Genomic DNA, 20282 nt, shown 5'->3' on the forward strand with positions numbered 1-20282 from the left:
TTAAATGGAGGGATTTATTATGACTATCACATTAAACGTACAAGGAATGACATGTAATCATTGTAAAATGTCAGTAACAAATGCACTTACAGAGTTAGAAGGAGTACAAAATGTTGAAGTACATTTACAAGAGGGAACTGTAAATGTAGAATATGATGATACAAAAGTAGATGTAGAAAAAATGAAAGAAGTTATTGAAGATCAAGGATATGATGTGATATAAAGATAAGTTTAAGGTCCTACAAGAAAAGGTCACTTTAGTAAAAGTGGCCTTTTAAATTTATAAAGATAAATGTTTTTCATTAGATAATTACTTTACCAATAATCGAGATGTTTGCGAATACATTTATTTTTGGGATACATAATTATATTTAGAGAATACCCAGTTTCAGTATTTGAATTTTTAATAAGAAAGGATGCGAAGGAATGAACTCACAGAGACAAGGCTATGAAGGATGGTGGCAAGGAGGACACCGTGGTTGGCCAGGCGGACACGGTGGCTGGCCAGGAGGACATGGGTATTAAAAAATGCTATAAAATCATTTTTTTACGTAGAGTTTGTACATTTGTATCGTTGTATATTTTCAGTAAGTATATAGTGAAAATAGCAAAAAAATACTGTGAAGTAAGGATTCTATCTTGCTGTTTTCACTATATACGTCATGCTGTCAAAATTATTTTAGAATCAATTGTCCAAAACAATGCAATAGCAAACATTTGAGATACTTGATTAGAAAATTTCAAGCATGAGTGTTGTAAAAAGACTTGAAATTCTAAACTAAATTTACAACATAAAATATTGACTAATCTTTACTTATAACCTGGTTTGTAGGTATTTTTTTGTCTTTTTCAGTGGACAAGAATAGAAAAAATTTTTAAACTATAGACATGAAAGTATAAAATTCCCAAAAATATACTTGTAGATGAATTAACAAAAGAAGGGGGCAGTTAATGTATAAACCACTAGTTACTAATGTTAGTAAAAAGTACGGGAATAACAGATGGGTAACGTATAGCTTTAAATTAAAAAGAGAAGTTTTTTTATTTAGTGATTTAGAATACGAACATTGGTTAATGGTAGAATCAAACCCTAAAGTTATAAATTTTTGTGAACAACCTCTAGTTATGACTGCATGTATAAATGGAAAATCAGTGACCTCTATTGTCGATATGTGGGTAAAATATGAAGATGGAAATGAAGAATTTATAGAAATTAAATATTCCACAGATTTAATCAAACAAAGAGTAATAAATCAGATTTTCACACAAAAATATTGGTGTGCAGAAAATGGGTTCCAGCATCGTGTAAGAACAGAAGAAGATATATGTGTAAATCGAATTTTACTCTCTAATTTAAAGGTGCTTGTTAAGGGAAATAAACAACAAACACAACAAATCGAAACAGATAGATATCAAGTTATGAAGATGCTAAAACATAATAAAACACAAAAAACCACACTTAATTCAATAATTACAGCAACTCAAATCCCCTCAAATAGATTATTAATATCCATTGGACAAATGATTTTAACAGGTGAAATATGCTCAAACATATCTAAAGAGTATTTTGGAACAAATACGGAGGTATGGGTTAATGTCTAAACGGGTCTTAGAAGGTTTAAAAATTGAAGATAGTGATTTAGTTATGGCAAATTGGCCCCAAGTATTAATTGAAAATCTCACCGAAGAGGAATTGAATAAATTTTTAATTAGAAAGAAAGCAATTGATTTGTTTATGACAACAAATACAAAAATATATGAGATAGAACAGCAAGTAGGGATACATAGAAGTGAAATATATAGGCTTATTAGAAGATGTTTAGAAAAGGACGAATTTGAGCAAATAATGGGCTATAGAGGACTAGTTCCCTACAAAAGACTAAAAGATTACAATCGGAATGATTTTCCAATGACTAAAGCAGACTCTAAAAATTTTTCAGGTGCTTTCAACTTACTACTTGATACTTATCCAACTCTAAAAGAATTAATTATTAATTCGTATTTCAGCAAGAAAACAAAGGAGCTTCAAGTTACTGAACCTATTATTAACATCAAAAATCTTCATAAAAAGTTTATAGATGAGTGTCGGCATTTGGGAATAAAAATAACTGAGTATCCATTTAACACAAAAACTTTAGCCAAGAAATCAATCGAACGCTTTGTTAGATCTTTATCTAAATCTCATTTTGTTGATGTTGCAAAACGAAATGGTGATCAAGCATTTATGATTGCAAAAAATACAGGAAAGGGCAATAAAAACAACCCTATGATCATAAGACCCCTTGAACGTGTTGAATTTGATGGTCATAGAATTGATACATCTATTGCTATAATTTTTAAAACACCGGAAGGGGATGAGATAGTAGAAGTAATGAATCGTATTTGGATTCTTTCTGTTATCGATGTCGCCACGAGAGCTGTATTGGGATACCATCTTTGTCTAAATAAAGAATATTCCTCGGATGATGTTCTAATGTGTATTCGCAATGCAATCATACCTTGGAAACAAAGAAAATTAACTATTAATGGATTAAAATACTCTTCATCAGCAAACTTCATATCTAATGCTATACCAGAAGCAAGCTATGGTATATGGGATGAATTCTGTTATGACAATGCAAAAGCAAATCTAGCAAAAATTGTACAAAATAAACTTGTAAATTTAATAGGTTGTTCTATTAACACTGGACCTGTTGCAGTACCTATTCGTAGACCAATAATTGAACGTTTTTTCCGCACTTTGGAACAGAACGGTTTTCATCGACTACCTTCGACCACTGGAAGTCATCCAAAAGATACTAAGAGGAAAAAACCAGAAGAAAATGCTGTTAAATACCGTATATCAGCGGAGCATCTAGAAGAATTAACAGATGTATTAATTGCTGAATATAACGGAACACCCCATGAAGGAAATAATAATCTAAGTCCGTTAGAAGTTTTTCAACAAAGAATAAACCGAGGCATGACAATAACTCAATTATCTCAAGAAAGGAGAAATGAAATGAACTTTTTTTCTTTAAAGGTAACAAGGAAAGTTAAAGGTCATAACAAAGAAGGAAGAAGACCTTATGTTTATTACGAAGGTGTAAAATACTCCAATGAAGTATTACTTCGTTCACCCCAACTAATTAATAAATCACTTGAATTACTTATCAATACAGATGATTTAAGGGTTATAAAAGCATTTTTAACAGATGGCAGCGAATTAGGGAATTTAACTGCTATTGGGAAATGGGGTGTAAATCCACATAATCTAAGAACTAGGAAGGCTATAAATAAACTTAAAAATAATAAAATGATACATTTCAATCAATATGAAGATCCCATTAATGTTTATCAAAATTACCTCGAAAAAGAATCCATAAAAAATAAATCTAGTAGGAATAAACTAGCCAGCCTCAATCAAAGTAAAAAAAATAGAGAAAGCCGATATCCTAGAGAGACCCACATTGAAGAAAATACTATTAAAAATAGCGGGAATTTACAACAAAACCAAATGGAACAATCGAAGAAAAAGGCAAATGACAACCAACAAGTAGATCAAAGAATTTTAAAAAATACTATCATTCTTTAATTTGGAGGCCTCAACATGACGGAAGAATTAGAGTTAGAGCAACTTACTAGTAATAGCATACGCCCCTATATTCCTAAAGGTACACATCCAGTTGAAACAGGTAAATATTTAATTTCAACAAATGAGATAGATAGAATGTATCAAACAGTACTTCAATGGATAGGAAACCGAATACCTGGTGCTATTATATATGGTCGCCCAAGATTAGGTAAAACAAGGGCTATTACTTACTTGATGAATTGTTTGCCACAGGACTTTGGAAACAATATGCCGATTTATCATGTGCGTTGTCGTACGTATAAACGGCCTAATGAAAATTCCTTTTTTGAAGATTTATTACTTGCCGTTGGTCATTCAATTGCTATACAAGGTAAAGCAAATGTAAAGAGAAATAGACTTTTGAAATTTCTTGTAGAACGATCTGATTTTTCTGGTACAAATAAAGTTGTTTTTTTCATTGATGATGCTCAAAGGTTAGTTGAAATACATTACGACTGGTTAATGGATTTGTTCAATGAATTAGAACAATATGGCATAACTTTAACAACAATTTTAGTAGGTCAAAAAGAATTAGTTCATCAAAGATCAGCATTTATAAGTGGAGAGAAATTTCAAATAGTTGGTCGTTTTATGAGTCAAGAATATCAATTTAAAGGAATAAAAACTCCTAGAGATTTAAAAATTTGTTTAACAGGGTACGATGAATATTGTGAATATCCTATTAATAGTAATTGGTCCTTTACTAAATACTTTTTTGCCGATTCTTTCATAAGAGGTCTTAGATTACAAAATTCTGCAGAAGAATTGTTTCAAGTCTTTGTTGATTTAAGAAGGGAACATGGATTATCTCAAAAAGTAGAAATTCCAATGCAGCATATAACTTTAACGGTAGAATATGCATTGAAAAATTTTGGGATTGATAATCTTGATTTAACAACAATAGAAAAAACTCATTGGGAAGAGTCTATTAAGAATTCTGGTTATATTCAATCCGAACTATATCAGACAACATATTAAGACACACTGTAGCGTTAATTTAATATGGAGGATAAGTTATGAACTTTCAATTCGCATGGTCTACTGAGTGGATTCAAAAATACGAGTCTCCATGGGGGATAATAGAAAAATTCAAGTATGCTAATGCTATTAACGGTAATATCGTATTAAAGTTAATAGGAAATGAAAAAGTTAGGAACTTCAAAGAGATTTCAAACGCTGGTAGGCATCACCGGGATTTAATTTATTTCCACGGTGTTGATTGCAAATTAAGTAGAAAAATTCTAGGGGTTAATTTAAAACAATATCATGATTATTTATTAGATAAATCACTTTACCCGTTTGCTATCAATAGGAGTAACATGGATTACAATTTTCATCGGCATTTAAATTATTGTCCAGCCTGTCTAAATACGGGTTACCATAGTATATTTCATCAAATTAAGTTTTTTGATCATTGTTTATTTCATCCCCTTCAAAATTTAATAAGTACATGCCCAAAATGTAAACGATCAATGCCAGAATACTCCATAAACAAAGAAAATATAGATGCATACAATTGTATTTGCGGTCACTATTTTTTAAGTTCAAAGAATATAAGGGGCATTTTTTCTTCATGGAAAAAAGAATTAATCGTTCAAAGTAATTTGGTTAATACATGGAAAGCATTACCTAAACATATAATTAATATGTACCATTTAAGTTACCCTTTTTATAACTACAAAAACAATTCTAAATTTGATAAGAAAAATACGACTCAGCATTTAAAAGAGATTCCTCAACTGCTAATCAGTGCTTTTACAGAAAACAAAATAGATAACTCTCAAGTAATGAATATCTACTCTAATGAAAATATTTTTCAAATCAAAGATAATTATCATCATTTAAGCGCAAGTTATAATCAAATTTTCCCTTATCGTACACATAACTTTAAATTAAAAGAAAAATGTCCCACTGAAAGCATCTTCTTTGAAATTTACAAACAAACCAGAATTATATATAAATCAATCAGTAGATATATCCAAAATAAAATAATTAATATACATAAAAAGTGTATAAGAAATTTTGATGATACATATCAAGATGGCCCTATCTGCCTACATGCTTATGCATTTATATTATGGAAATCTGAATGTGAAGGAAGAAGAATATATCCAAGAATTTTAAACCAAGCTCAAATTCCAAGCTTGTCTGATTTTAGATTTCTTAATGATAAATTTAGTATTTTTCCAAAAGGCCCTTTTATGATTCATTTAAAAGAAATATTAAACACTTTTCAGCAAGAACCTGCTATTAATGGAGAAGGGGGATTTAATTTATTAAAATATAATCTTAGTACTATAAGCTATGTTGTTAACAGAATTACATCATATCTATTAATTGAGCGTTACATTAAATGGTTAGAAGTAATGCATCATCCAAAGGAGTTTGAGCTCTTATATCCAAATGCAGATATTCCTGTGTATCTTATAAAAATCCCTTTAGAGAAGAACGAAAGCATCCACTTCTATTTTCCGAGCGGCCGTTCTAATTATATGGAGAGTCTTGTAATGGATATAGACAAAAAACTAACCTGTTACCCTTAATCTAGCGATAAAGGCATTAATAACTAAAGATCATTATTTGAACTAATCAGTAATATTAAATAGTGATGTATTTTTTATATAAAGGTGCCACTCCATTTTGAATGGATTTCATCAATGTATATTTTGTTTTGGTATTAAAATGGATCAATTTAGTTGTGGCCGTCCTAAATATCGTTCTTGGGATTTAGCTACTGCAATCCTCCCGTTTGTTACTGTCAGTATCCCCTAAATAAAACAAAACACCCTAACTCAAATGTCAGGGTGCTTTGTTATACCTATTTTGTTAGTATCTCATGTGAATAGTTAATACTTACTACTTAGCAACATTCTACACAACAAGGTTTTAATTTTCGGCTATTTCTTCGTCTCTCAAATAGATTAATAACCTTATTTTTATAAGAACTAGTTGAACTAGACTCCAAAGTTTTTGACTGAGTTCTTTCTTTTTCTTGCTTCTGTTTAGCGAACATTAAAAACTCATATTCATTGATCAATTTGATCCCATCCCTTCGTATGAAGATTTAGCCGATTTAGGGTAATAATAGATATTATGAATTTTTATCTTCTTTTTCAGTATTCTTAGAGCAGCAACTTTCTTTCTCACTTTGCTCATCTTTTATTTCAATAATTTCAATGTTACAGCAATCCTTTTCTTTTTTGTCCCTTTTAAAAATTGATAGTAAACCCATAGTTATCATCCTCCATTATAAATTTAGTATTAAGAATAAATAGCCAGAGAAAGTGGCCATTGTAAACACAGAGACAATGAATGCACCAAGTAATTTCTTGTGGAAGATACTCTTCAGCATAATAATTTCTGGAAGACTTGCTCCAGCTCCTCCAATTAGTAAAGCCATAGTTGGCGCAATCGGAAATCCTTTAATAAGTAACGCTTGTGCGATAGGTAGCATTGTTGAGAGACGAATATATAATGGCACCCCCACGATAGCTGCAACCGGAACAACCCACCATTGATTTTGATCTGAAATGAACATTAGGAAATTCATTGGAACAGCTTCTTTAATAATTGCTCCAATTAATGCTCCGATTAGAACATAAAGGATTACAGAACGCATTAATTCAACAGTTTCTCTAACAGATTCTTTTATGTTTAAGGCTAAACTCTTTCTTCTTGCTAAATCTTGTTCAGCAAGATTCCCTTTAACCATAACTTTTTTTACATATTTCTTATAATCACGTTTATCTAAGATCCAGCCAATAATCATTGAGAAGAAGAAGGTAGCTACTGTGTAGATTGCTGTTATTTTTACTCCATATATGTAAGCCATCAATCCTAAAATCCAAGGATCAAGTAGTGGAGAAGTAAATAAGAATGTCATTACTGTTTGAAACGGAATGTTTCGATTTATCATTGTGACAAGTAATGGGACTGTAGAGCAAGAGCAAAAAGGGGTAACAAAGCCAAGGATGGCTCCGGATAGATTCCCGATAAATGGATTTTTGCTGCCCATTAATTTTTCAAGTTTGTCAAAAGGTACATAAGCTTGAATGAAGTTAATAAAAAGTGTAATACCGATAAATAAAACTAATAAGTTCTTACTTAATGATAAAAATTCAAAAAATATTCTTGTCAATGTTTCTGACATATAAATCCCTCCTTAATATATAATTGTTATTTTCAATAGTTGTATTTTGCAACTATAGATTTTAGAAGAAGGAGGCTTTAGCAGCAACTACTTCTTTGCATAGCCTCCAATATTAAATCAATACTTTCTAATACCTGCATACGTTTTTCTTTTGGAACATTTGATAGTATTTCTTCGATATATGTGTTCATTTGCTTTCCAATTTCATTTTCGTATTTCTCACCTTCAGGAGTTAAGGTAATAGATAAATATCTTCGATCTGTAGGAGATTGTGTTCTTTCTACAAGATCCTTATTTACAAGCCCCTGAATGTGACGACTTAATGTACTATTATCTAATCCTAATGAAGAAGCTAATTCATTTAAAGAAGGATTTTTCTGACGTTGTACTTCAAATAAGATATGACTTTGTATAAGAGAAACCCCACAACATTGTGCGCCTTCTTTTTCTAATAAACCAAACCTTCTAATTAAAATTTGAAGCATTTGACGAAGTTGATAAGCTTCTTTTTTATAACCTAAGATATCAGTCATACTTCCACCACTTTTCTAAAGTTATCAATTAGTTGTATTCTGCAACTGTTTCTAAATTGATTGTAAAATACAACTAATCACATTGTCAACACGTATTTACTTTTTTATCATTTTTATTTTTCTGAATTTTTGTTGACTGATGTTAATAATATAGGTATTATTTAGTTAACAAAATAATACATTTTTAAAAAAAGTTAAAAATGTTAATGAAAAGGAGAAATATAATGTTAGCATTAAACGAAAAATTAAATGAGAAATTTGAAGGGTTTTTCAATGAGGTTATTGAGGGGGGAGTTCTGACTGATAAAGAAAAAGTTGTAGCTATTCTTACAGCAGCTACTGTAACAGGTAATGAAAAGTTACTGAAAAGTGCTGTGTTACAAGCGAGACAAATTGGATTTACAAAAGAAGAACTTGGTCATGTAAATGCGATTGCTATTGCAGTAAGTGCAGAAAAAACAAGAAGCCTACTTGATATCAAAGTAGAAACAAAACCAACATCGACTTGCTGTGAATAAGGAGGAGCAATATGAATAACCAGTATGTTCTTGTTATTAGTCCTCGAGATAATGAAGTTGATTTAGTAAAAGAATTAGGTTATGGCGTTATTTTGATAAGAAAGAATATTTCCTTTGATGAAATGTTCAGTGTTGAAGTACCAGTAGAAATTGATCTAAATGATGAAGAAATTGTTGTGGGAAAATGTAAGGAGTTAAGTGAGAAATACAATGTAGTAGGCGTTTACACATTAAACGAATATCGTATTCCACTTGCCGCAAAAGTTGGTGAAATTTTAGAGATTAATTCATTCTTATCCTATGAAACGGCAATTACTTGTCGGAATAAGAAATTAGCTCGTAAAAAGTTAAATAATTCAAATGTAAGTTCTGTGAAATTTATTCTTATTAGGAAACTTGATAACTTGAATGAAAAATTAGAAGGCTTTTCTTTCCCGGTAATTGTCAAACCTTCTAATGATTCGGGAAGTAAGAACGTATATCTTTGTAAAGATTACAATGAAGTTAAACAAGCTGTGGATGTAATTAGTAACTCAAAATTAAATCTAGTGGGACAAACTCTAGATCCTGAAGCAATTGTAGAAGAATATTTAGATGGGCCAGAATATAGCATTGAATCTTATACTATAGATGGAAAAACTACTATAGTAGGTGTTACTGAAAAGGTAGTAACTCCTTTTCCCCTGTCTGTGGAGGTGGGACATAACTTCCCAGCAGTTCTTGAGGAAGATATAGAAACATCTATTCACGAGACTGTAATAAATGCTTTAGATGTTATAGGTGTTGACTTTGGGGTAACTCATACTGAAGTAAAAGTGACAAGTGACGGACCTAAGGTTATTGAGGTTAATGCTAGACCTGGAGGAGATAGAATAACTGATCTTGTAGAGTATGTGACAGGAATAGATTTACGTAGAATAGCATTAAGAATTAACCTAGGTTTACCTATTAAAAATAGTTGTTGCAACAAAGAATTAGTTCCTTCTTCTTCAATTCGCTTTTTAATTGCTGATAAAGAAGGTTACATATCTTTCAATGAAAACTTTAGAGCAGAATCTATTAAAGAAATACACTGGTATGTAAATAAAGGGGAAAGAGTAAATAAAACAACTAGTAACTTTGATCGTATCGGTTATTATATTGTTGATGGTAATAAAAAAGAAAGTTCAAAAAAGATAGCTGATTCGTTGAATGAGTGCTTTGAATTAGCTATTAGTGAATTAGTGGAGATGTAGTTTAGGATGCTTAATGACAATGTAATAAAATTCAAGGCACTGGCGGATGAAACCAGACTCAAGATTCTTTATGAAATTTCACAAAATAATCGATTGTGTGTTTCCGATTTACAAGAAATTTTTAAGATGCCTCAATCTAAGATGTCTTATCATTTAAAGCTGTTGTTGAGTAGCAAAATCATAACAAAACATAATCAAGCGCAATGGTCTTTTTATGAAGTAAATCATGAAGAAATCAAGAAGTTAGTTTCTCCAGCGGTTTATGAAATGTTAATTAAAAGAGCAGTGGAATCAAAATGAATTTCATTGTTCTTTTCCTCCAATATGTTGATCAAGAGAAAGTTTTATGTTTGTAAGGGGAGACAACATGAAAATATATAGCATATTGGAACTTGGGTGATGGATAGAAGGGATATTAAAACTAAATATATATTAAGGATGATGGGGTTTATGAAAGAAAGTGTGTATCAACAACCTATTGAAGTTAGTTCTGGACAGGAAACGGTAATAAATAAGAAGTTTAATTTTACATCCAATCCTTTGACAGGATTGGTACTGGCGTGTGTAATTACAATGGCATTTTATGCTTTGGGTATTTTTCCAAGTTATTCATTTATGAGTTTTATTGGTTTAAGTATTGTAGCGTGGTTAGCCGTAGAGAACGGTGGTAATGATGTTTCGAAAGGTGTTGCACCTCTTGTAGCTGCTGAAATTGCTACGGAAAAGACAGCACTATTATATGGTTCTATAATGACTGCAATAGGAGGAGGACTTTCGGTTTTCTTCGCGTCAAAAATATTAAAGCTATTTACAGAGGGATTAATGAACTCTTCTTATCAACTTTCAGCTACTATGGCATTGGCCATGGCTATTGGGGCAACTTTATGGGTGGCACTAGCTACTAAATTTTCATTACCAGTATCAACAACCCACGCAATTATAGGAGCAGTAATTTTGGTAGCTTGTATATCTCATGGTGTATCCAGTGTTTTATGGGGGAATTTAGTGAGCAAAATTGTATTGCCTTTACTTTTGAGTCCTGTATTAGGTCTTGGAGTAGCCTGGATACTTAATCTATTTGTTAATAAAATTCATATTAATCCTCAAGCTGGAAAGGGTATTGCTTGGTTATCTAGTGGACTTATTTGTTTTGTACGATCTGTTAATGATACTCCTAAAATAGTAGCAATCGCGTTACTCGTAGCAACATTAAATGGATTTCAAGAGGGTGGAGATGAATCACACCTATCCTTATTCCTTTTAGTTACTGTTGCAATGAGTATTGGTAGTCTTGTGAAGGGACTAGCTGTAACAAATTTATTAGCACGTAAAGTAACAAAACTTGATGAAAATAGTTCTTTATCTTCTGTAATAACGACAACTTGCTTAGTAATGTCTTCTAGTCAATTAGGGTTACCAGTATCAACAACACATGTAAGTACTTCTGCTATCATTGGAGCAGGTATGAAGCAAGGAGCAAAAACGATTAATTGGTCTGTAATTAGAGATATTATTTTGTCGTGGATAGTGACTCTGCCAGGGGCTGGTATTATAGCGGTAATTGTATATTATCTTTTAAAAGCAATCATTTAATTTATCTATAAAGTTATATAAATTTATATTTTTTATTAGTTAGCATTTAAATAAAAAACAGTGAATTCAATATGAATTCACTGTTCTTTTTTTACTTAGCAACACTCTTGGTAGTAATAGGCAGATTTCTCGAAGTCTTTCAATACAACATAACAATCTCCAATTTTTTTGCAAATTTGTCTACAAACTTGTTTATTATTTGGCGATATAAACTCGGCAATTTCTTTTGCCTCCATATAATACTTTAGTGCTAATTCTTCATTAGATTCTTCAAGATAAATGTCGCCCAGCAATTCATAAGCTTGTGCTTTATGTTTATTCTTCGATTTAGTTTCAATCGTGTCGAAGCAAATTGATTTTGCTGATTCATAATCTTTTTGAGCGAAATAACTTTTAGCTAATTCGACCTGTACGTTCATAATTTCATTAGGTTTTGCATTGTTTTGAGTATAAAGATTAAGAGCTGTTTTAAATGATAACTGAGCTTGATGAAACTCTTTTTTATAAGAAGAAAGAATACCAAGATTCGTGTATGTTCCTGCTTCATAAAGTTTGTTTTCATTTAGCTTGAAAAATTTAAGAGCTTTTTCATTTGCTTTTTTAGCTTGATCGAAGCGTTGGAGTTCCATATTACAAATACCAAGTGCCATATAGATTTCGCCTGCTTTATAATGAGTTCGTGTTTGTTCGTTTTGTTCAATTGCTTCTTCTAAGAAGTTAATTGCTGAATAATATTCGCTTAACCGACCATGAACAATACCTAAATTAGCAAGTAAAGAAACACGTAGAATTCCACTAATTTGTTCATGAATTATTATTTTATAAGCTCTATTCAGTGTAGAGAGAGCTGTTTCGTGATTGTTAATTCTACTATATAAGTATCCTAGAGAATCTAACGATCTAACAAGTTCATTTACATAGTTACCCTCTTTTAATAAGGAAATGCTTTTTGTAAAGTATGGAATAGCGTGATTGAAATCATGAATATGCTCGTAATATTTACCGTGTATCCAATTCAAAATTCCTTCGTCATACTTATTCACATCTGGGTGATTAAAATAGTTCTTTTGCTCAATAAAGTTCTTAACTTTATCCCATAGATTTGCTGTAGTGTGGTTTTCTGCTGCCTTAATATCTTTTTTTATTTGAGAGAGTGTTAATTCTTTGTTTTCCACAACATCGAAGAAATCCTCTACAGAACAGTTTAATTTATTGCTTAAAGCCTCTAATACTTCATAAGAAGGTTGAATTAATCCCTTTTCTATTTGACTTAAATAACTACGTGTAATAATACCATCGGCTAACTTCTCTTGAGTTAGTTTTTTTTGTTTTCTTAGCTCTTTGATACGTTGACCTAACATATTATAACTCCAATCATATTGTGTTTTACTACTTACTCACTATTATTAACAATTTTGAACAAAAAGTAAATGTAAAATAAATGTTAATAATGTATTGACAATGATTACCTGTTGAATTATGATTTAGTTAAAGTTAGTAACAAAAAACTAATTTTATAAAAATGTTAAAAAGGTTAATAACAGGGGGAAATAATTTATGAAAACAAAAGTTCAATTATTTGGGATGAAAGTAGTTCTTTTTGCAGCAACTGTAGTGTTTTTAATTGATCCAGTATGGCCGTAAGTTAACGTTACAAGAAACTTACGTACTGTGTTATTGGTTGATTATGTATAACAAATGATATTGAAATTGTTGAAGTATGAAATAGGGGGAAAGAAGTTGAATATCTTATTGGTTTCTAATTTTGAAGGAGGATTTCAGCCCAACACAATTGCAACAGCTGCTACACCACTGGTTAAAGCGGGCTTTAATGTAGAAATCCTAGATACATATGTAGAAGGTTTAGTTGAAGAGAAATTTAAAGACAAACAATTGGTTGCTATTTCTGTTCCATTATTTGATGCTGTTACAGCAGGAATTGAAGTGGCGAAAAAAGTAGCTGAGATAAATCCTGATGCTCATATAACTTTCTTTGGGCAGCATGCAACTATAAATGCAAATCGACTTGCGGGTCGTTACAGTGATTCTTGTATAAGTGGGGAATGGGAACATCCTCTAACTTTGTTAGCTAAACATTTATCAGGAGAAACGCAAGAGAGCCTACCTGGAGTTTTAAGTGCAGAACAAGCGATTAAAGGAGAATCAGTTCATCCATATATGGCACGCAATCATCTAGATATTCCTTCAAGACATTTACTTCCAGCATTACATAAATATCCACAAAAACAAATCAATCGTTTACTTGGATCTGATCAAGTGGTTGGATCTACTGAAATTGCAAGAGGGTGTCATCATAAATGTTTATACTGCTCAGTATTTGCCGCTTATGATGGAAAAGTTATTTTAGTTCCAGAAGAAATTGTTTTGCAAGATGTTCGAAACTTAGTAGAGGGCGGCATGACGCATTTAACTTTTATTGATGCCGATTTCTTTAATGCTAAATATCATGGCATTAAGATTTTAAGAAAGCTACACGAAGAATTTCCAGAATTAACTTACGATTTTACAACTCGTGTAGATCACATTCTTGAGAACAAGAAGACACTTGCTGAAATGAAAGAACTAGGAGTTAAATTTATTACTTCAGCTCTAGAATTCCCTTCAGAAGAGGTTTTAGATGCGGTAGCAAAAGATACTTCTGTCGCTGATATTGAACAAGGAATTGCATATTTAAGAGAAATAGATATTAAATTAAATCCTACTTTTATTATGTTCAATCCTTGGACAACTTTTGAGGATTTAACAACATTTAGATCATTTGTAGAAGACAATGAGTTAGGGAATATTATTGATCCAATTCAATATGAAACAAGACTTTATCTATATAAAGGGTCTCCGTTATTGCGTAAACAATCTATTCAAGACTTAGAGTTAACAGAATATGAGTTCCATTACGACTGGAAACATCCAGATTCAAAGATTGACGAGTTATATTTTGAAATGTTGACTCCACCGGAGGAAGGAATCTTTAAAAGATGTTGTTTAAAATGTTAGTGAGATGTGAACTTGTATGAGAGATAAATCAGTCGCGAGTTCTTATGTTACCACTGTCAAATTAGACTCTTTTCGTGAAATTGCGTATTCAAAGGAATTAAAAAGGAAATTATTAGCTGAATTTATCGGAACATTCACACTAGTTTTTGCGGGAACGGGCGCAATTATTGTTAATTCTATAACTCAAAGTTTAACGCACATAGGTGTAGCAATCACTTTCGGGTTAGTAGTTCTTGCATTAATCTATTCGTTTGGTCATATATCAGGTGCTCATTTTAACCCAGCTGTGACAATTGCGTTATTATCGGCTAAAGAAATTTCTAGAAGAGAAGCTATCTTATATATTTTAATTCAAATGATTGGTGCTTCATTCGCTAGTTTATTTTTACTTTCCATATTTGGGGACATTGCGAATTTGGGTGCAACATTGCCAAGTCAATCCTGGACACAAAGTTTCATTCTTGAATTTGTATTAACATTTATATTAATGATGGTTATTTTTGCTTCAGCTACACATGGAAAAGCAACAAAATCCTTTGCTGGGGTTGCCATAGGTTCAACTGTAGCACTTGAAGCAATGTTTGGTGGACCAATTAGCGGTGCATCAATGAATCCAGCAAGATCTTTTGGACCTGCTTTAATCTCTGGTACGTTTGAGTACTTATGGATATACCTAGTTGCAACAACGTTAGGAGCGTTATTAGCAGCAATAGTCTATAAATTTATACATGAACAATAGAAAATAGGGGGAACGATAAATGTCTACAGCAAGACTTGTTTTATTAGGAGGATTTTTAGGAGCGGGTAAGACTACGACTATGATTAAATCAGCGTTAAAGTTAGAAAAGGAAGGTTATAGAGTTGCAATTGTAACAAATGACCAAGGGAAAGAGTTAATCGATACTGAATTAGCTCGTGCAAATGGATTAGAGTCTAAAGAGGTGACAGGAGGCTGCTTTTGCTGTCAATTCGATGACTTATACAATAACTTAAATACTTTAATGAAAGAAAAACAACCAGATGTAATTATTGCAGAGGCTGTTGGAAGCTGTACGGATCTTGCTGCCACTGTTATTCAACCGTTAAAACAGTATTATGCAGATAAGTTTAAGACAGCACCATTAACTATTGTAGTAGAGCCAGCAAGGTTGCTACATGAGCTTAATCTTGATGAAAATACGAAACCGTTCTTCTCTCAATCAGTTAGTTATATTTTTGAAAAGCAATTAGCTGAAGCTGATATTATTGCCTTAAATAAAGTAGACCGCTATTCTGAAGAGGAGATTGCTAAACTGAAAGCATATTTACAACAGAGGTACCCGCAAACTATCATTCAAACTTTTTCTGCTGAAAGAGGAGATAACTTAGAAGCTTTAACTCATACATGGCTGACGACTGATTTAGGCGGAGATAAGGTTTTAGATATTGACTATGAACTGTATGCTGAGGGTGAAGCGCAGTTAGCTTGGATGAATATTTTAGGAGATATCAAAGCAGAGCAAGATATAAACCCTCGTGAATGGGCTGAAAAATTGTTGGATAATCTTAATAAGCACTTTATCCGTGAAAAAATGGCTATCGCTCATTTAAAAGTACATGTAGGATTTGAAGGTGGCTATGTAAAAGCTAGTATGGTTCAAACAGGTGATGCACCTACATTTACAGTTGAAAATGTAAAAGAAGGAAAAGAATTTAGAATCGTATTAAATATTCGTATTGAGGCAACTCCTGCTATCCTTAACTTAGTTGTAGCAGATTCTATCGGTGCTATTAATAAAGAGTTAGGTAGTAATTGGAGTGAAACATACAATGAATGTTTTAGTCCATTACCACCTAAGCCAGTACATCGTTTATATGAGACAGTTTAAGGGGGATATGACTATGAATAAAAATGATTTAATAGAGATTTTTCCTAGCGTTGTTACTAACCAAACTGACTGTTGTGACAGTGATAATAATTCAGAAGAGGGTTGCTGCGAAGAGAGCAATCAATTTTTTGAAGAAAGTTTAGAATTAAAGGAACAATTAAAAGAACACTTCGATAAACTGGTTAATGTTCATTTGTATAACTATGAATTGTCAATGGATCGCGTATTAGCTCAAAAGAAATTAAGTCAGTTAATCCAAGAGCGTGGCTTTGGGAATATTAGTGAAGATTCTGTATTGCGTTACGTTACACCGGCGGTAGTGGTGAATGGAACATTAGTGAGTTTTGCTACAAAGCCTCAAATGGAATCCGTTTTGAAAGTTTTGAATAAATAATTACTTTAAGGTCCTTAGCATATTGACTAAGGGCCTTAAAACGTAGTTATAATATTTCAAAGCAAAATAGTAGAAGGGATGAAAGTTATGGAGTATAGTATTGTTCAGCTAACAGAAAAGGATTGGCCTCAGGTTAGTGATATTTACTTGAAGGGTATTTTAACTAAAACAGCTACTTTTGAGACAGAATGTCCGGATTGGTATAAATGGAAAATGAACCGTGATCTTAAGACATGTATTGTAGCTAAAGTGGATCAAATTATTATTGGATGGGCTTCTGTTAGTAAAATATCATCAAGATGTGCATATGTGGGTGTAGGAGAAACGAGTGTATATGTTCATCCAAACTATATAGGGAATAATGTTGGATTCAGATTACTCAAAGAGCTTGTAGATTTATCAGAGGAAAATAGTTATTGGACACTGCAGGCAAATATTTTTGCAGAAAATATTTCAAGCATAAAAATTCATGAAAAGAATGGATTTAGAATTGTAGGGGTAAGAGAGAAAATAGGGCAGGTAAATGGAATTTGGAAAGATAACATTTTGATGGAGAGAAGAAGTGGTAAGATAGGTCGTTAAATAAATGAAATAAGGTGATTATATGATTATTAATAATGGAAGCCAGCTTAGTGTCGAATACTTTAAATCCTATTTTAGATTAGTTATGAATTCTCAGCAGTGTACTGTTATTGAGGCCAAGGAGATTATTTTTAATAGGATTTTTAGAGGAGATCATACTGCATATGGGAATTATACATTTCAAAACTTCGAGCATGCATATAAAGAAATAAGTAAGATTGATGAATTGATTACAAAATAAGAGAAACCTCATATTTTTCTTTATAGGTGTTGTTTAAATAAAACATTCGCATTAAATCCCTAGAAGCAATAATTTTTTCTAGAAATCAGTTATATTACTTGAAACATATAAGTAATTAGTTATATACTTATATCGAATTCAGTCATGATTTAATATTTATTTTGAATAACTGCATAAGGATTTATTTTTTTACCTAACATATAAGTGTATGCTTATATAATTATTTGAAAGGAGGGATTGCGATGCAACAAACAGTTGTAGAGTTAGCTCAAGTATCAGGTGTTTTGAAGCTACTTGGAGATAAAACAAGACTAACAACCATTGCAATTTTAAATGAGCGTAAATGTTGTGTATGTGAACTTCAAGTAGTATTTGATATGAGCCAACCATCTATAAGCCAACATCTTCGAAAATTAAAAGATATTGGATTATTAAAGGAAGAACGGCAGGGACAATGGATTTACTATTCTTTAAATGAGGAAAGTAGTTTTTATCCAATTATTAAAGATATTTTGCAGCATGTACCTGATCAGAAAGAAAACATTCAACAAATTGAAAAGTGTAATCCAACCCTTCGATGTAAATGTTAGTGTGACAATAGGAAAGGGAAGTGAGAAGAATGAGCAACACGGGGAAAAAGCGACTGTCATTTTTAGATAGGTATTTAACTCTTTGGATTTTCCTTGCAATGGCTGTTGGAATTGGAGTTGGATATCTATCCCCTGGTTTTGTTGAGGGAATGAATAGCTTACAGGTAGGAACTACTTCTATTCCACTTGCCATTGGATTAATTTTAATGATGTATCCTCCACTCGCGAAAGTTCGCTACGAAGAGATGGGGCGAGTTTTTAAAGATGTAAAAGTATTAGTATTATCGTTGGTACAAAACTGGATTATTGGTCCTGTTCTGATGTTTGCTTTAGCTGTTATATTCTTACCGGATAAACCAGAATATATGGTGGGCTTAATTATGATAGGTTTGGCTCGTTGTATAGCGATGGTAATCGTTTGGAATGACTTAGCAAAAGGTGATACAGAATATGCGGCAGGATTAGTAGCATTTAACTCTGTATTCCAAATGTTATTTTTCTCAGTATATGCTTATGTATTTGTAACAGTTATTCCAGAATGGTTAGGAATTGAAGGTGCTGTTGTAGATATAACTATGGCAGAGGTTGCAAAATCAGTGTTTATATATCTAGGAATTCCATTCATCGCAGGAATGCTAACACGCTTGATTTTTGTAAAAACGAAAGGGCGAGAATGGTATGAAAAAGTATTCATTCCAAAGATTAGTCCAATCACTTTAATCGCATTACTATTTACAATCATTGTGATGTTCTCTCTAAAAGGAGAAGTGATTGTTAGCGTACCATTTGATGTTGTACGCATTGCAATTCCATTACTCATTTATTTTGTAATCATGTTCTTTGTCTCTTTCTTTATGGGCAAAAAAATCGGTGCAAGTTACGGTGTATCAACAACATTAGCGTTTACAGCTGGAAGTAATAATTTTGAATTAGCAATTGCGGTAGCTGTAGGTGTATTTGGAATTCAGTCAGGTGCAGCATTTGCAGCAGTTATCGGACCTTTAGTCGAGGTTCCAGTTATGATAGCGCTTGTAAATGTAGCACTTTGGTTTCAGCGTAAATACTTTCAAACACAACCAAAATAATTATTCATAATAAAGGTGGAATTATCATGGAAAACAAAAAAACAATTTACTTCTTATGCACAGGAAACTCATGTCGTAGCCAAATGGCAGAAGCTTGGGGTAAAAAATACTTAGGTGACAAATGGAATGTACTTTCTGCTGGCATTGAGGCACACGGAGTAAATCCGAATGCAATTAAAGCAATGAAAGAAGTAGACATTGATATTACGGATCAAACATCGGATATCATCGATCGTGACATTTTAGATAAAGCAGATTTAGTTGTAACACTTTGTGGTCATGCAAATGACGTATGTCCAACACCACCACCTCATGTAAAACGAGTTCACTGGGGATTTGATGATCCAGCGGGTCAAGAATGGTCTGTATTCCAAAGAGTTCGTGATGAAATTGGCGCACGCATTAAAAAGTATGCTGAAACAGGAGAATAATTGAAAACAAAATAGGCCGAGAATTCTTTCTCGGCTTTTTTATAAAGAAGGGGAGAAATCAGAGATGAAAAAAATTGAAATTTTTGATCCTGCAATGTGTTGTTCTACTGGAGTTTGCGGTCCAAGTGTTGATCCAGAGTTAATTCGTATTTCAGTTGCTGTGAACAACTTGAAGAATAAAGGAATTGATGTGACTCGTTATAATTTAGCAAGTGAACCAGACGCATTTGCCAATAATGGTGTTATCAGTCAACTATTAACAGATAAAGGACCAGACGTGTTACCTGTAACTTTGGTGGATGGAAAAGTAGTAAAAGAAAAAAGTCACCTGACAAATGAAGAACTTACACAATTAACAGATATAACAGAAGAAGAGTTGAGTCAAAAGCCAGTCGTACGTTTAAAGCTAAACGTGAAAAAATAGAGAAAGAAGT

At 32.2% G+C, this 20282-nt stretch carries 22 protein-coding genes; 18 read left to right on the forward strand and 4 right to left on the reverse strand.

Annotated features, from left to right (window positions below):
* Positions 1-19: 19 nt before the first annotated feature.
* The 5 genes from copZ to KVT31_RS24460 all read left to right on the forward strand — a co-directional run bounded on the left by copZ (position 20) and on the right by KVT31_RS24460 (position 6156).
* On the forward strand, positions 20-223 hold the full coding sequence (gene copZ / locus KVT31_RS24440) for a copper chaperone CopZ (RefSeq protein WP_000156565.1): 204 nt from the start codon (positions 20-22) through the stop codon (positions 221-223).
* Positions 224-951: 728 nt separating this feature from the next.
* Positions 952-1602, forward strand: coding sequence for a TnsA endonuclease N-terminal domain-containing protein (locus KVT31_RS24445; RefSeq protein ID WP_000277808.1), 651 nt, complete (start codon positions 952-954; stop codon positions 1600-1602).
* The gene (locus KVT31_RS24450; RefSeq protein WP_000044817.1) at positions 1595-3574 is read left to right on the forward strand and encodes a hypothetical protein; all 1980 of its coding nucleotides are present in this window, start codon (positions 1595-1597) and stop codon (positions 3572-3574) included. The genes KVT31_RS24445 and KVT31_RS24450 overlap by 8 nt, the downstream gene beginning before the upstream one ends.
* A gap of 15 nt (positions 3575-3589) precedes the next feature.
* Positions 3590-4591 carry an AAA family ATPase gene (locus KVT31_RS24455; protein WP_000134102.1) on the forward strand — a complete coding sequence of 334 codons (1002 nt, stop codon included), beginning with the start codon at positions 3590-3592 and terminating at the stop codon, positions 4589-4591.
* Positions 4592-4629: 38 nt separating this feature from the next.
* A complete protein-coding gene (locus KVT31_RS24460; RefSeq protein WP_001010919.1) occupies positions 4630-6156 on the forward strand; it encodes a hypothetical protein in 1527 nt (508 codons plus the stop codon).
* Between the two features lie 548 nt (positions 6157-6704).
* Here KVT31_RS24460 and KVT31_RS24465 read toward each other — a convergent pair.
* The 3 genes from KVT31_RS24465 to KVT31_RS24475 form a co-directional block, all read right to left on the reverse strand.
* Positions 6705-6845 (reverse strand): hypothetical protein, encoded by a 141-nt coding sequence (locus KVT31_RS24465; protein ID WP_000523765.1) that lies wholly within the window; start codon positions 6843-6845, stop codon positions 6705-6707.
* Between the two features lie 15 nt (positions 6846-6860).
* The gene (locus KVT31_RS24470; protein ID WP_000005252.1) at positions 6861-7763 is read right to left on the reverse strand and encodes a permease; all 903 of its coding nucleotides are present in this window, start codon (positions 7761-7763) and stop codon (positions 6861-6863) included.
* Positions 7764-7840: 77 nt separating this feature from the next.
* Positions 7841-8296, reverse strand: a complete 456-nt coding sequence (locus KVT31_RS24475; RefSeq protein ID WP_000129743.1) for a MarR family winged helix-turn-helix transcriptional regulator — start codon at positions 8294-8296, stop codon at positions 7841-7843.
* Positions 8297-8520: 224 nt separating this feature from the next.
* On the opposite strand from KVT31_RS24475, the gene KVT31_RS24480 reads away from it, so the two are divergent.
* The 4 genes from KVT31_RS24480 (at position 8521) to KVT31_RS24495 (ending at position 11642) form a co-directional block, all read left to right on the forward strand.
* A complete protein-coding gene (locus tag KVT31_RS24480; protein ID WP_000880520.1) occupies positions 8521-8814 on the forward strand; it encodes a carboxymuconolactone decarboxylase family protein in 294 nt (97 codons plus the stop codon).
* Positions 8815-8825: 11 nt separating this feature from the next.
* A complete protein-coding gene (locus KVT31_RS24485; RefSeq protein WP_001064922.1) occupies positions 8826-10049 on the forward strand; it encodes an ATP-grasp domain-containing protein in 1224 nt (407 codons plus the stop codon).
* 6 nt (positions 10050-10055) lie between these two features.
* Positions 10056-10349: an ArsR/SmtB family transcription factor gene (locus KVT31_RS24490; protein WP_000930885.1), complete on the forward strand. Its 294-nt coding sequence runs from the start codon at positions 10056-10058 to the stop codon at positions 10347-10349.
* A gap of 150 nt (positions 10350-10499) precedes the next feature.
* On the forward strand, positions 10500-11642 hold the full coding sequence (locus KVT31_RS24495) for an inorganic phosphate transporter (protein WP_000665209.1): 1143 nt from the start codon (positions 10500-10502) through the stop codon (positions 11640-11642).
* 95 nt (positions 11643-11737) lie between these two features.
* Here the strand turns inward: KVT31_RS24495 and KVT31_RS24500 are convergent, their stop codons facing one another.
* Positions 11738-13003, reverse strand: a complete 1266-nt coding sequence (locus KVT31_RS24500; protein ID WP_000901452.1) for a tetratricopeptide repeat protein — start codon at positions 13001-13003, stop codon at positions 11738-11740.
* A gap of 379 nt (positions 13004-13382) precedes the next feature.
* On the opposite strand from KVT31_RS24500, the gene arsL reads away from it, so the two are divergent.
* The 9 genes from arsL to arsD all read left to right on the forward strand — a co-directional run bounded on the left by arsL (position 13383) and on the right by arsD (position 20272).
* On the forward strand, positions 13383-14657 hold the full coding sequence (gene arsL, locus KVT31_RS24505; RefSeq protein ID WP_001023736.1) for an arsinothricin biosynthesis radical SAM protein ArsL: 1275 nt from the start codon (positions 13383-13385) through the stop codon (positions 14655-14657).
* A 16-nt stretch (positions 14658-14673) separates the two neighbouring features.
* A complete protein-coding gene (locus tag KVT31_RS24510; protein ID WP_001205149.1) occupies positions 14674-15396 on the forward strand; it encodes an MIP/aquaporin family protein in 723 nt (240 codons plus the stop codon).
* 19 nt (positions 15397-15415) lie between these two features.
* Complete coding sequence (locus KVT31_RS24515) at positions 15416-16525, forward strand: GTP-binding protein (protein ID WP_000100984.1); 1110 nt, start codon at positions 15416-15418, stop codon at positions 16523-16525.
* 13 nt (positions 16526-16538) lie between these two features.
* Positions 16539-16919, forward strand: coding sequence for an ArsD-related vicinal cysteine protein VcpD (gene vcpD, locus KVT31_RS24520; protein ID WP_001038621.1), 381 nt, complete (start codon positions 16539-16541; stop codon positions 16917-16919).
* An 87-nt stretch (positions 16920-17006) separates the two neighbouring features.
* Positions 17007-17501 carry a GNAT family N-acetyltransferase gene (locus KVT31_RS24525; RefSeq protein WP_000456785.1) on the forward strand — a complete coding sequence of 165 codons (495 nt, stop codon included), beginning with the start codon at positions 17007-17009 and terminating at the stop codon, positions 17499-17501.
* 483 nt (positions 17502-17984) lie between these two features.
* A complete protein-coding gene (locus KVT31_RS24530) occupies positions 17985-18332 on the forward strand; it encodes an ArsR/SmtB family transcription factor (protein WP_001188007.1) in 348 nt (115 codons plus the stop codon).
* Positions 18333-18361: 29 nt separating this feature from the next.
* Positions 18362-19417: an ACR3 family arsenite efflux transporter gene (gene arsB / locus KVT31_RS24535; RefSeq protein WP_000072358.1), complete on the forward strand. Its 1056-nt coding sequence runs from the start codon at positions 18362-18364 to the stop codon at positions 19415-19417.
* Positions 19418-19443: 26 nt separating this feature from the next.
* Positions 19444-19848 carry an arsenate reductase (thioredoxin) gene (arsC, locus tag KVT31_RS24540; RefSeq protein ID WP_217613656.1) on the forward strand — a complete coding sequence of 135 codons (405 nt, stop codon included), beginning with the start codon at positions 19444-19446 and terminating at the stop codon, positions 19846-19848.
* A 64-nt stretch (positions 19849-19912) separates the two neighbouring features.
* Complete coding sequence (arsD, locus tag KVT31_RS24545) at positions 19913-20272, forward strand: arsenite efflux transporter metallochaperone ArsD (protein WP_000717835.1); 360 nt, start codon at positions 19913-19915, stop codon at positions 20270-20272.
* Positions 20273-20282: the final 10 nt, after the last annotated feature.

Origin of the sequence: Bacillus sp. GbtcB14 (genome assembly GCF_019091205.1) — a bacterium.
Taxonomy (GTDB): domain Bacteria; phylum Bacillota; class Bacilli; order Bacillales; family Bacillaceae_G; genus Bacillus_A; species Bacillus_A cereus_AG.